The sequence below is a fragment of the Bacteroides sp. AF25-38AC genome (genome assembly GCF_003602995.1).
GTDB lineage: Bacteria > Bacteroidota > Bacteroidia > Bacteroidales > Bacteroidaceae > Bacteroides > Bacteroides uniformis.
The window spans coordinates 276,484-291,057 of sequence record NZ_QTMD01000001.1; the positions used below are offsets into that span (position 1 = coordinate 276,484).

Consider the following 14,574-nt stretch of genomic DNA (forward strand, 5'->3'; position numbering starts at 1 on the left):
TAGAATGTTACGATGAACAATATTTTCCTTCATAATTATCAATCATCCACTATCAATTATCCATCAACTCCAGTTCTCCCCGCTTCTCCTTGTCATAATAGTTGGCAAGCAACGAGATGAAACCACTGATGGCCTCCATAGCCTTTGCCGTGCCCTGACTGATTTCCTTCTTCTGCAAGCGCAACAGCAGCACTCCATAAAGCGCCTCGAAACAAGTGTCTACCTCAGACTCCTCTTTCCGGCCGTTCTTCTGACGCAGTTCCACGATAAAAGGCAGTGCCTTGAAATAAGCCGCATTATAGAACGGATATTTCGTAGAAGCCAGCAATTCGCCATGCAGCTCCGTCAGATTCAGAATGACATTACGGTTGATTTGCAGATGCCCTTTTTCCATTACGCCTTCCGCACGCATCATACCTGCCAGATTTCCATACCATTCTTCCAGCGCAGGCCGTTCCTCCTCCGGATAGCGCAAAATGATGTTCTGGCGTATCCGGTCTATGTCACAGCCGTTGGCACGGAGCAAATCCTCCACCTGCCACATATATATAAGGTATTCGGCTATATTCTTCTCTTTCAGTTGTTGCGCAATCTTCACGATAAAATGTATGAATTATGATTTTTCACCTTCCCACTTTCACCTTTCCACTCAATACAGTGATTCACCCATCAGCGTAAACACCAGTCCCAGCACAGACACCACAATGACAATGCTCCCGATAATACGGTTCAGTATCCAGATACCTCGCAGGTTGAATTGTGTACGGACCTTATTGACAAAAAAGGTTATGCCAAACCACCAAGCCAAAGCACCCAATGCGATGGCCAGGTATCCGGTAACGGCCTCGAACACCAGCACACCCTCACTTACAAAAGCAAAGCGAGCAAAAAGACCTACAAAAAGGAAAATAATCAGTGGATTGGAAAGTGTGACGGCAAATGCCGTTATGAAGTTATGGAAATAGGAACCCTTATTGGTGGATACCGGCCGGATGGACTGTACCGGATTGCTGCGGAACGTATAAACGCCAAACGCCAACAGAAGAATGCTTCCGAAAAGTTGCAGGTAAAAGATGTTCTTGTTGACATAATCAAAAACGAAACTCATCCCGTAGCCCGTCAGCAAAGCATATGCAATATCGCTTAGCGAAGCTCCTATCCCCGTTACGAAACCATACCACCGTCCTTTATTCAAAGTACGCTGAATACACAATACTCCTACAGGACCCAATGGCGCGGACACAATGACGCCGATAATGAACCCCTTCCACAATATGTCAAATATGGTCTCTATCTGAATCATGGCTGCAAATATCGGACTTTTTTATGAGACGAACGAATAGTGTTAACGTTTTTTCGACGGAAAAGGATTTTAAGAAGTAAAGATTATCCATTTTACATATTATTCCGTATATTTACCTCCGAACTTAACAATACCCCCTTATGAAACGAATAAAAAAAACTCTAACACTCGTTTCCATGGCCGTCTTACTACTGACGGCATGCGAATCCCCCAAGGAACTCGGTGTGGTTCCATATCCGCAGTATGCCCAAACAACGTCAAAAACAGTAGAACTGCCATCTACGGTAACCTTCTCGACCAATCTGGCGAAATCCGACATGAATGACCTGCTGGCCTATCTGCCGGACTTTGCCATCCCCATGAAGCTTGTCAACAAGAACCCTTTTGTAACGATAGAAATAACGGACGCAACGGATAATCCAATCGCTGCCGAAGGCTACAACCTGACAGTCAGCAAACAAGGTGTAAACATTCAGGCCTCCTCCGCTGCAGGTGCCTTCTATGGACTGCAAACCCTGGCACAACTTGCCCGTAACGGGAAGGAACTGCCAGTCACGACCATCAAGGACGAACCCAGATTCCCCTATCGTGGGCTGCACCTGGATGTTTCAAGACACTTCTTTAACACGGACTATGTCAAGAAGCAAATAGACCTGGTAGCCACCTACAAAATCAACCGCCTGCATTGGCATCTGACCGACGGTGCCGGATGGCGGCTGGAGATTCCGGGCTACCCTCGCCTGACGGAATTCGCAGCCTGGAGAAAAGCCGCCAATCTGCAGGATTGGGGGAAATACGACCACCGCTTCTGCGAGAAGAATGAAGAAGGAGCCTATGGAGGCTACTATACGGAAGCAGATGTACGCGAAGTTTTAGAATACGCCCGCTTGAGGCATGTCACCGTTATCCCCGAAATAGAAATGCCGGGACACTCAGGAGAAGTGCTGGCTGCCTATCCGCAATTGTCCTGCACCGGCAAGCCTTATACATCCGGCGAAGTCTGTATCGGTAACGAAGAGACCTTCAAGTTCTTCGAAGACGTGCTGGATGAAGTGATACGGCTGTTTCCTTCCCGGTATATCCATATTGGAGGCGATGAAGCCAGCAGACGCCACTGGAAGACATGCCCCAAATGCCAGAAGCGCATGAAGGAAGAAGGACTCAAAGATGAAAGTGAGCTGCAAAGCTATATGATAGCCCGCATAGAGAAGTACCTCAACGACAAAGGGCGTGAAATCATCGGCTGGGATGAGATACTGGATGGAGGTCTGGCCCCCAATGCAACCGTCATGTCGTGGCGAGGTACGGAGGGTGGCATTGCCGCCGCCCGCATGGGGCATTATGCCATCATGACACCGGAGAGCCACTGCTATCTGGACCACTACCAGGATGACCCTGAGACACAGCCTCTGGCGTTTGGCGCCTGCGTCCCCATCGGACAGACCTACTCCTACGACCCGGCTCCCGATTCATTGGGAACAGATATCTGCAAATATATATTAGGTGTGCAAGGCAATGTGTGGGCAGAATATCTGCCCACCTACGAGCATGCCGAATACATGATATATCCGCGTATCATCGCCCTGGCAGAAGTAGGCTGGACTCCCGTAAAGAACAAGCATCCGGAAAGTTTCAAGAGACGTATCAACAACGAAATACGCCATATCAAGGCAAAAGGCTACAACCCGTTCACCCTGTCCGAACTAGTGCAGACCAGCCAGACCGTTGACTATGCCAAGAAGAGAATCATGCTCTCCCTCACCTCCGAAAAACATCCGATTGACATCCGCTATACAACAGACGGCTCCGAACCGACCGCATCTTCCAAATTATACAAAAAACCATTTGCCGTAAAAGATTCGATATTGCTGACAGCCCGTCTTTTCGACGGAAATAAGCCACTCGGCAAAAGCCTCGAGCTGCGCACCGACTACCACAAAGGCATAGGCAAAAAGATAACCTATGCGCCGGATGGCGGATACTACCAGAACAAAGATGTATATAAAGGCGGCGGCGATACCGGACTACTTGACGGACTACGTGGCGGTAAAAGCTATATGGACGGACGTTGGCAGGGATTCTGCCCCAATGATTTGGATGCTACCATCGACTTGGGCGAAGTGACCGCTATACACCGGGTCATGGCCAACTTCATGCAAATCCGTACCCCACAGGTTTTTCTTCCAGCCAAAGTAGAAGTGTGGGCATCAGTGGACGGCAAAGAATTCACCCTGCTGGGCAGTGATACTTGCAGTGAGGAGGAGGCCGGAAAAGACGTGATTTTCAGAGATTTCGGCTGGACCGGCACCCCTACTGAAGCACGGTATGTACGTTTCCACGCCATACAAGGGAAGAAGCAATTCTTATTTACGGATGAAATCGTCATACAATAATACGCATCCAGCTTTATAAAACAGAACAAAAAAACGCATGCAAGTAAAATTGCATGCGTTTTTTGTTTTCTTTTTTTCTCCTCCCCACCGATTTTGCGTATCTTTGTCCCCAAGAAGAAAAGATGAAGATACTCAAAAAAGTAACTTCAATCGTAAAATCGTAAATCGTAAAATCGTAAATATAACTATGATTCTTTTTTTCAGAACCCCATCCAAGAGTGTGATTGCCGTAGAATGTAATCATGAACTCCCCCAGGCAGACAGCGACAAACTCTGCTGGCTTTTTGGAGAAGCCACCCCCGAAAGTGAAGACAACCTGAAAGGACATTTCGTCGGCCCGCGCCGTGAGATGATTACTCCTTGGAGTACAAACGCCGTAGAAATCACCCAGAATATGGGGCTGGACGGCATCATACGCATCGAAGAGTACTTCCCCGTAAAAGATGAGAACGCAGACCACGACCCGATGCTGCAACGTATGTACAAGGGGCTGGACCAGAATGTATTTACAACCAACCGGCAGCCGGAACCGATTGTACACATCGAAGACCTGGAGGCATACAATGAAAAGGAAGGTCTGGCACTTTCCAAAGAGGAAATGGATTACCTCAAGAAGGTAGAGAAAGACCTCGGGCGCCCTCTGACAGACTCCGAAGTATTCGGCTTCGCGCAAATCAACTCCGAGCACTGCCGTCACAAAATCTTCGGCGGAACATTCATCATCGATGGAGTGGAACAGGAATCTTCACTCTTCCAAATGATAAAGAAGACCACACAAGAGAATCCCAACAAGATTATCTCTGCCTACAAAGACAATGTGGCCTTTGCCGAAGGTCCGGTTATCGAACAGTTTGCTCCGGCAGACCACTCCAAGCCCGACTATTTCCAAGTAAAAGACATCAAGAGTGTCATCTCCCTGAAAGCGGAAACACATAACTTTCCCACAACAGTAGAACCGTTCAACGGTGCGTCTACCGGTACGGGCGGTGAGATTCGCGACCGTATGGGCGGCGGTAAGGGCTCTTGGCCGATTGCCGGAACAGCCGTTTACATGACCTCCTACCCCCGTACGGAAGAAGGACGTCCCTGGGAAGAGATTCTGCCGGTACGCAAATGGCTGTATCAAACTCCCGAACAAATACTAATCAAAGCCTCCAATGGTGCCAGTGATTTCGGGAACAAATTCGGCCAACCGCTAATCTGCGGTTCCGTGCTCACTTTCGAACATAAGGAAAAAGATGAAGTCTATGGTTACGACAAAGTGATTATGCTTGCCGGAGGCGTAGGCTACGGTACCCAGCGTGACTGTTTGAAAGGTACACCGGAAGCCAGCAACAAAGTGGTTGTCATCGGTGGAGACAATTATCGCATCGGTTTGGGCGGCGGCTCCGTATCTTCCGTAGATACCGGACGCTACAGCAGTGGCATCGAGCTGAATGCCGTGCAACGCGCCAACGCCGAAATGCAGAAACGCGCCTACAACGTGGTACGCGCACTTTGTGAGGAAGAGACCAATCCGGTGGTTTCCATCCACGACCACGGCTCTGCCGGACATGTAAACTGTCTGTCCGAATTGGTAGAGGAATGCGGCGGTTTAATTGACATGAGCAAGTTGCCCATCGGTGACACGACTCTGTCTGCCAAGGAAATCATTGCCAACGAAAGCCAGGAACGCATGGGCTTGCTGATTCAGGAAGAGGCCATCGAACATGTACGCAAGGTAGCCGAACGTGAGCGTGCCCCGATGTACGTAGTCGGTGAAACGACCGGCGACCATCGCTTTGCCTTCCAGCAAGCTGACGGTGTACGTCCGTTCGACCTCGCCGTAGAACAGATGTTCGGCTCTTCCCCCAAGACCTATATGGTGGACAAGACCGTGGAACGTCACTACGAAATGCCCCAATACGAAGTTTCCCAACTACACGAATACCTCACCAATGTGCTCCAACTGGAAGCTGTGGCTTGTAAAGACTGGTTAACAAACAAGGTGGACCGTTCTGTAACAGGCAAGATTGCCCGCCAACAGTGCCAGGGTGAATTGCAGTTGCCTCTGAGCGATTGTGGTGTGGTAGCTTTGGACTATCGCGGCGAAAAGGGTATCGCAACCTCTCTGGGCCATGCTCCCCAGGCGGCACTTGCCGACCCGGCAGCCGGCTCCGTTCTTTCCGTCAGCGAAGCATTGACCAACTTGGTTTGGGCACCGCTTGCCGAAGGTCTGGACAGCGTTTCCCTTTCTGCCAACTGGATGTGGCCTTGCCGTTCGCAAGAAGGTGAAGATGCCCGTCTGTACACGGCAGTAAAGGCCTTGAGTGACTTCTGCTGTTCCCTGCAAATCAATGTACCGACCGGTAAAGACTCTCTTTCCATGACACAGAAATACCCCGACGGCAGCAAAGTAATTTCTCCGGGCACGGTAATTGTTTCTGCCGGTGGAGAAGTTTCCGACGTCAAGAAAGTCGTATCTCCGGTGCTGGTTAACAATGAAAAGACTACCATTTATCATATAGACTTCAGTTTCGACAACCTGAAACTCGGCGGTTCTGCCTTTGCTCAGACCCTGGGCAAGGTAGGTGACGAAGTTCCCAGCGTGCAGGATGCCGAATACTTCCGCGATGCTTTCCTTGCCGTGCAGGAACTGGTCAACAAGGGACTGATTCTTGCCGGACATGATATTTCCGCCGGTGGTCTTATCACTACACTGCTTGAAATGTGCTTTGCCAATGTGGAAGGCGGTATGGAAATCAACCTGGATAAAATCAAGGAGCAAGACCTTATCAAGATTCTGTTTGCGGAGAACCCGGGTATCGTTATCCAGGTGAGCGACAAGCACAAGGAAGCTGTAAAGCAAATCCTGGAAGATGCAGGCGTAGGTTACGTGAAGCTCGGCAAACCGACAGACGAACGCCATATTCTTGTATCAAAAGGCGATGCTACTTATCAGTTTGGCATCGACTATATGCGTGATGTATGGTACTCTACTTCTTATCTCCTTGACCGTAAGCAGTCCATGAACGGCTGTGCCAAGAAGCGTTTCGAGAACTACAAGATGCAACCGGTGGAATTCGCCTTCATGCCGGACTTCAAAGGCAAGTTCTCACAATACGGCATCGACCCGGACCGCCGCACACCTTCCGGTATCCGCGCCGCCATCATCCGTGAAAAAGGAACCAACGGCGAACGCGAAATGGCCTACTCACTCTATCTGGCAGGCTTCGATGTGAAGGACGTTACCATGACCGACCTTATCAGCGGTCGCGAAACGTTGGAAGATGTAAACATGATTGTTTACTGCGGTGGTTTCTCCAACTCCGACGTTCTTGGTTCTGCTAAGGGTTGGGCAGGTGCTTTCCTCTTCAATCCGAAAGCAAAAGAAGCGCTCGACAAATATTATGCACGCGAGGATACGCTTTCACTGGGTGTCTGCAACGGCTGCCAGCTCATGATGGAACTTAATCTTATCAATCCCGAGCACAAGAAAAACGGCAAGATGCTTCATAACGACTCACACAAGTTTGAATCCAGATTCCTCGGTGTTACTGTCCCCACCAACCGCAGCGTAATGCTCGGCTCACTGAGTGGAAGCAAACTGGGTATCTGGGTAGCTCACGGTGAAGGAAAATTCTCCTTGCCATACGACGAGGACAAATACAACGTCGTGCTGAAATACTCATACGACGAATACCCTTCCAACCCCAACGGCTCAGATTATTCCATAGCCGGATTGGCAAGTGCCGACGGACGTCATCTGGCCATGATGCCCCACTTGGAACGTGCCATCTTCCCCTGGCAGAACGGTTGCTACCCCGCAGACCGCGTAAACAGCGACCAAATCACTCCTTGGGTAGAAGCATTTGTCAATGCACGCAAGTGGGTGGAAGCCAATAAAAAATGAACTGAACTTCCTTTTTTATAGAAATGTAACAAGCGCGGGTTATGAATAATCCCGCGCTTGTTACATTTCTATTCTTCGCTTTCTTTTTTTGCTTTTCTCAAACAAAAGCATTATTTTTGTGTTTATTTTCAACTCTCCCTCAGTACAACATTCAAAAAACCGCTCGACAATTATGAAAAAGTACTTCTTTTTCTGCATACTACTATTATTGCCAATTATAGGCATTGCACAAACATACAAATACATCGGTGTGGAAGACGGTTTGAGCAACAGACGGGTATATGCTATTCAAAAGGGACCCAAAGGTTACATGTGGTTTCTTACCCACGACGGCATCGACCGATACAACGGAAAAGAATTCAAGCCGTACAAACTGATGGATGGAGATGAGGAAGTGAATTCCATGATGAACCTGAACTGGCTCTATGTGGATTCCAAAGGAACCATATGGGAAATTGGCAAGAAAGGACGCGTGTTCCGCTATGATACAAAACACGACCGTTTTGTCCTGGTATACAAGCTACCCGAAAGCGAAGTGAAAGGACGTCCAACCCCTATCAGTTACGGTTTTGTGGATGCCAACAGCGTAATATGGCTTTGCAATGAAGATGCCCTATATCTGTACGACAGCAATACCCAGAAGGTGACATTCATTCAAAACGAAATAGGAGAACGAATTACTGATATCGCACAGATTGATTCGACCCACTTCTTCATCGGGACCGACATCGGCATACATTATGCTGAGCTGGCCAACAACACCCTCACCCTCAGTCCCTGCAACCAATTGGACACCTTGAAGATACAAATCAACGAACTATACTATCATAAACCGTCTCACAAGGTTTTTATCGGTACTTTCCAACGGGGAATATTTACCTATGACCTGAATGAGCACAAAGTCATGCATATCCCATCCGGACTGATGGACGTTAGTATTAACTGTATCCGTGCCTACAATAACAATGAAATCCTCATAGCTACAGACGGGGCCGGTGTCTACAAAATGAATACCGATACCTATGAATCTATACCATACATTGTTGCTGACTATAACCGGTACAACTCAATGAACGGAAATACCATCAATGATATCTACATTGACAGTGAACAACGCATCTGGATGGCTAATTATCCCATTGGTATAACTGTACGCAACAACCGATATGCCGATTATCAATGGATAAAACACTCTATCGGCAATAAACAGTCACTCATCAATGACCAGGTAAATGCCATCATTGAAGACCATGACGGCGATTTATGGTTTGCCACCAATAACGGCATCAGCCTTTATTATAGCAAGACGAAACAATGGCATTCTTTTCTCAGCAGTTTCGACACCGCAAGCCATAGTAAAAACCATATCTTCATCTCATTGTGCGAAGTGGAGCCCGGCATCATCTGGGCCGGAGGATATAGTTCCGGCATCTACCAGATCAACAAGAAACTACTGTCCACAGAGTTCTTTACTCCGTCTTTATTCAGTAATCTGAATATCCGGCCGGACAAGTATATCCGTTCCATTATGAAAGATTCTTCAGGAAACATCTGGTTCGGAGGGTATTATAACTTAAAAGAAATAGATTATTCCAGAAAAAATATACGCCATTTCCCGGGCTTGAATGGTATCACTGCCATCATAGAGAAAGACTCCACACATATGTGGATAGGCACTTCCACCGGCTTGTACCTGTTGGAAAAAGCAACCGGTAAGTATACCTATATCCAGATGCCGGTAGAATCCTACTACATCTACTCCCTATGCCAAGCTTCCGACGGAATGCTGTATATCGGTACCAACAATGCCGGTTTACTGGTATATGATACGACCAAAAACACATTCAGACATTATCATAGAGACAACTGCGCCTTGATTTCCAATAATATCTATACACTATTGTCTGATGGTAAAGGAAATATCTTTCTGAGTACAGAACACGGTCTGTCCACCTTCTATCCTGTCGAAGAGACATTCCATAACTGGACCAAAGAACAAGGACTGAAGTCTGACCATTTCAACGCAGCCTCAGGCACCTTGAGGAAAAACGGCAATTTCATTTTCGGCAGTACGGATGGAGCCATAGAATTCAACAAAGACATGATCCTGCCTCGCGACTATAAGTTCAAAATGGTATTCAGTGACCTGCGGGTATTCTATCAGACCGTTTATCCCAAGGATGAAGGTTCTCCACTTATTCTGGATATTGACGAGACAAAAACCTTGCGTTTGAAGTACAACCAGAACATCTTCTCATTGCAGGTCTCAGACATCAACTATGACTATCCTTCCCTAATTCTGTACTCCTGGAAACTGGAAGGCTTCTATGAGGGTTGGAGCCGTCCGGGAGAGGAAAACGTCATCCGTTTTACCAACCTGAGTCCGGGCAACTATACCCTCCGCGTACGTGCCATCTCCAACGAAGACCGTCGTATTGTCCTGGAGGAACGCAGTATGGACATCATTATCGAGCAACCCCTCTGGCTCAGTTTCTGGGCGCTGATACTCTATGCAGTGATTATCATATCCATTGCAAGCATCACTCTACGAATAATAGTCTTGAGAAAACAGCGGAAAGAATCCGATGAGAAAATACGCTTCTTCGTCAATACAGCGCATGATATACGTACTCCACTGACGCTCATCAAAGCACCCTTGGAAGAAATCACCGAACGCGAGCAACTGACTTCCAGCGGACAGAGCAACATCAATACAGCCCTGCGAAACGTAAATGCCTTGTTGCGCCTGACCACCAACCTTATTAATTTCGAACGCGCAGACACCTATTCCGGAAGTCTATACGTATCCGAATACGAACTGAGCACATATATGGAAGAGACGATCGATGCTTTCCGTTCATACGCAAACATAAAACACATCAACCTAACCTACGAAAGCAGCTTCCGTTATCTGAACGTATGGTTAGATAAGGACAAGATGGATTCCATTTTGAAAAATATCATATCCAACGCACTGAAATATACACCGGACGGCGGCAATGTACATGTCTTTACTTCCGAGACAGAAGATACCTGGAGTATTGAGGTGAAAGATACCGGTATCGGAATTCCGGCTTCAGAACAGAAAAAGCTGTTCAAGATGCATTTCCGTGGCAGTAATGCTATCAATTCCAAAGTTATCGGCAGCGGCATCGGACTACTTCTGGTAGGGAAACTTGTACGCTTACATAAAGGAAAGCTCAACTTCAGCAGCATGGAAGGGAAAGGCTCTTGCATCAAAATCACGTTCCCCAAAGGGAACAAGCATTTCCGCAAAGCAATCCAACGCCCTCAACCCAAAAACGAACGGATTGTTTATTCGGCCTCCGGAGTGCCTATCAATGCCTCTACTACATCATCCCCTGCTTCCAGTGGAATCTACGACAAGACGCAACAACAGTCACAAAACAACAGTAACCACCAGAAAATTCTTATTGTAGAGGACAATGACGAATTAAGGGAATATCTGCGTAGAACATTGTCTGAACAATACAACATACAAGTATGCTCCAATGGAAAAGAAGCACTGACCATTGTCAAGGAGTATATGCCCAACCTCGTCATTTCAGACATCATGATGCCGGAAATGAGAGGAGACGAATTGTGTCATATCCTGAAGAACGACATCGAGACATCACATATCCCCATCATCCTGCTCACAGCACTGAATACCGACAAGAATATCATCGAGGGACTGCAAAGCGGAGCGGATGAATATATTGTGAAACCCTTCAATATCGGTATATTGCGGGCAAACATTGCCAACCTGCTGACTAACCGGGCACTGTTGCGCCACAAATATGCCAGCCTGGACCTGAACGACGAGAAGAACAATACGGATTGCATCAACTGCTCCAACGACTTGGACTGGAAATTCATTGCAACCGTCAAAAAGAGCGTCGAAGACAATATGGACAACCCAAGCTTCAACGTCGACGTGCTCTGCAACCTGCTGAATATGAGTAGGACCAGCTTCTACAATAAGATAAAGGCACTGACCGACCAAGCTCCGGCTGACTACATCCGGCTGATTCGACTGAAACATGCTGCCCAACTTCTGAAAGAACAAAAGCATACCATCACCGAGATTTCAGAGCTGACCGGTTTCAGTGATGCGAAATATTTCCGTGAAGTATTCAAGAAACATTTCAATATGAGCCCAAGCCAGTATGCCAAGAGAGGGAAGGAAGGGAAAGATGATAAAGAAATAAAGTAAATTACAACATTTTGAATATGAATATATATCTTGAAGCATTCTCCATTTTCTTTAAGATAGGAGCCTTTACCATCGGCGGCGGTTATGCTATGGTACCGCTGATAGAAAACGAAATCGTAACCAAACGAAACTGGATAGCCAAAGAAGATTTCATTGACCTGCTTGCTATATCACAGTCCGCTCCGGGCATCCTTGCCGTCAATATATCCATTTTTATAGGGTACCGGCTACGGGGAATACGAGGGAGCATAATCACTGCATTGGGAACCATACTTCCTTCGTTTCTCATCATCCTCGCCATAGCGTTGTTCTTTCACAACTTCAAGGACAACACCATTGTGGAACGTATATTCAAAGGTATTCGCCCGGCAGTGGTTGCATTGATTGCAGCCCCTACATTCAGCATGGCTAAATCGGCCCGGATAAACCGATACAACATATGGATACCGGTGGTTTCAGCACTGCTCATCTGGCTGTTGGGCTTCTCTCCCATCTGGATTATCATTGCGGCAGGTGTAGGAGGATACTGCTTCGGACGTTTTCAACGTCCGAAGAATTAAAAATTAAAGAATTAAAAAGGATAGCAACATTAATCACTAACCATTTATCATTAATTACTAATCATGGTTTTCTTACAGTTATTCTATACATTCTTTAAGATTGGGCTTTTCGGCTTTGGTGGCGGATATGCCATGTTGTCTATGATACAAGGTGAAGTAGTTACCCGTTACGGTTGGCTTACAGCGCAGGAATTTACTGATATTGTGGCAATCAGCCAGATGACACCCGGTCCGATAGGAATCAATTCGGCAACTTATGTGGGTTATACTACGATAGCTGATTGCTACGGTACAAGCTATGGTATTTTAGGTTCTATTATTGCTACGTTTGCCGTGGTGCTTCCTTCTTTCCTACTGATGCTGACCATCAGCAAATTCTTTCTGAAATACCAGAAACATCCTTCCGTGGAAGCGGTATTCAGTGGGCTCCGCCCGGCAGTAGTCGGTCTGCTGGCCTCAGCCGCGCTGGTATTGATGAATTCGGAAAACTTCAGTTCTCCCAAAGAAGACATATATTCCTTCGTCATCAGCTGCCTCATCTTCCTCGTGGCATTTATAGGCACAAAGAAATATAAACTGAACCCGATAGGAATGATTGTAGCTTGTGGAATAGCAGGATTGATACTTTATTAGGGATTAAGGATTAAACGTTAATGATTAATCCCTAATCCTTAATCCCTAATTTTTAAAGTTTAATCTTCTTTCCAACGGATTTCGATTCATTATGCAGACGGTCCAAGGCTGTCACCACATAGCGGTACTTTGTCTTTCCGTCTTCATAAGGAAGTTTATAGAAATTATCGCGCGTGATGGCTACAATATGGGAAGGGTCATCTATATTCACTTTCTCTTTGTCATTAAAGCGATAGACCACATATTGGACGGCACGGTTCATTTCCTCTTTATACTTGGGAGCTGTCCAGAAAAGAATATATCCGTCTTCCGTCCACACCGGTTTCATCTTACGTACCTTTGCCGGGGCTTCGTTATCCATGAAATCGAAAACGGGAGGCAGCGCCGGATACTTATGATATTCGGCAATCAGGGCATCGCGATACTTGCCTGCATTCTCTACAACCGCACTGGCAGGCCACTGGCAACTGCCACCGATGGTCTGATAGGCCCGTTGCAAGGCCATTTTGCGAGGAAGCTGATTTATCGACGGGTTCTTGGGGTCGGCATTCTGCACGGTGTTCATCACGGACTGGCCAATAAACAAGGGGCGGTTTTCCGTATTCCTGGCCCACCACTTCACCAGTGTCTCATAGTCGGCAACCGGATGTCCTATATGCCAATAAATCTGCGGAATATTATAGTCTATCCAACCTTCACGGGCCCACAGCAACACGTCCGCATAAAGGTCATCGTAGTTTTGCAGGCCTTTGGTCTTACTGCCAAGCGGGTCACTGCTTTCATTCCGGTAAATGCCAAACGGAGAAACCCCGAACTTCACCCACGGCTTGATTTCACGAATTGTTTCATGCAGTTTCTTAATCAGCACATTCACGTTGCTCCGGCGCCAGTCTCCTTTATTGCTGAAACCTCCGCCAAAACGTGCAAAACTTGCATCGTCAGGGAAATCCTTTCCCTTAATGGGATAAGGATAAAAGTAATCGTCCATATGAATGGCATCCACATCATAGCGGGAAACGATGTCGCTCACCACCATGCAGATGTGCCGGCGGCTCTCAGGCAGTGCCGGGTCAAAATACAACTGGTCGCCATAAGTGACAAACCATTCCGGATGGATATTGTACACATGATTGGGAGCCAACTCACTCTTCAAGGTCGTCTTCGTGCGATACGGATTAATCCATGCATGAAACTCCATACCACGCTTATGGCATTCATCAATCATAAACTGCATAGGGTCCCAATAGGGTTCGGGCGCTTTACCCTGCACTCCGGTAAGGAAACGACTCCACGGTTCCAGTCTGGAAGCATACAGAGCATCCGCTTCGGGACGTACCTGGAAAATTATGGCGTTGATTCCCGCCTTCTGCAAGGAATTCAACTGCCCGATCAGATTCTGCTTCAGTTTTTCGGTCGGCATTCCACGGAACTGTCCGTTTACTGACTGTATCCATGCTGCACGAAATTCACGTTTAGGATAGGCAGACCCGGTCTGCACTTGCGCAAATACTCCTCCCGCCATTAGCAGCAAGAAGAATACACATAAAAGGGATTTTACTCTCATTCTCTAATTACAG

At 47.1% G+C, this 14,574-nt stretch carries 8 protein-coding genes; 5 read left to right on the forward strand and 3 right to left on the reverse strand.

Going from position 1 to position 14,574, the window contains the following annotated elements; translation table 11 throughout:
• Positions 1 to 52: 52 nt before the first annotated feature.
• Positions 53 to 598, reverse strand: a complete 546-nt coding sequence (locus DWY55_RS01360; RefSeq protein WP_057089248.1) for a DUF4924 family protein — start codon at positions 596 to 598, stop codon at positions 53 to 55.
• A 51-nt stretch (positions 599 to 649) separates the two neighbouring features.
• Positions 650 to 1,303, reverse strand: a complete 654-nt coding sequence (locus DWY55_RS01365) for a LysE family translocator (protein ID WP_044468349.1) — start codon at positions 1,301 to 1,303, stop codon at positions 650 to 652.
• A 140-nt stretch (positions 1,304 to 1,443) separates the two neighbouring features.
• Here DWY55_RS01365 and DWY55_RS01370 point away from each other — a divergent pair, with 140 nt between their 5' ends.
• The 5 genes from DWY55_RS01370 to DWY55_RS01395 all read left to right on the forward strand — a co-directional run bounded on the left by DWY55_RS01370 (position 1,444) and on the right by DWY55_RS01395 (position 12,997).
• The gene (locus DWY55_RS01370) at positions 1,444 to 3,696 is read left to right on the forward strand and encodes a family 20 glycosylhydrolase (protein ID WP_117703683.1); all 2,253 of its coding nucleotides are present in this window, start codon (positions 1,444 to 1,446) and stop codon (positions 3,694 to 3,696) included.
• Positions 3,697 to 3,883: 187 nt separating this feature from the next.
• On the forward strand, positions 3,884 to 7,588 hold the full coding sequence (gene purL, locus DWY55_RS01380; protein ID WP_117589138.1) for a phosphoribosylformylglycinamidine synthase: 3,705 nt from the start codon (positions 3,884 to 3,886) through the stop codon (positions 7,586 to 7,588).
• A gap of 172 nt (positions 7,589 to 7,760) precedes the next feature.
• Positions 7,761 to 11,804 carry a two-component regulator propeller domain-containing protein gene (locus tag DWY55_RS01385; RefSeq protein WP_117963503.1) on the forward strand — a complete coding sequence of 1,348 codons (4,044 nt, stop codon included), beginning with the start codon at positions 7,761 to 7,763 and terminating at the stop codon, positions 11,802 to 11,804.
• Positions 11,805 to 11,821: 17 nt separating this feature from the next.
• Entirely contained in the window at positions 11,822 to 12,364 is a 543-nt protein-coding gene (locus DWY55_RS01390) for a chromate transporter (RefSeq protein ID WP_005826309.1), read from the forward strand.
• Between the two features lie 63 nt (positions 12,365 to 12,427).
• Positions 12,428 to 12,997, forward strand: a complete 570-nt coding sequence (locus DWY55_RS01395; RefSeq protein ID WP_005835643.1) for a chromate transporter — start codon at positions 12,428 to 12,430, stop codon at positions 12,995 to 12,997.
• A 52-nt stretch (positions 12,998 to 13,049) separates the two neighbouring features.
• Here the strand turns inward: DWY55_RS01395 and DWY55_RS01400 are convergent, their stop codons facing one another.
• Positions 13,050 to 14,561: a glycoside hydrolase family 10 protein gene (locus DWY55_RS01400; RefSeq protein WP_034525493.1), complete on the reverse strand. Its 1,512-nt coding sequence runs from the start codon at positions 14,559 to 14,561 to the stop codon at positions 13,050 to 13,052.
• Positions 14,562 to 14,574: the final 13 nt, after the last annotated feature.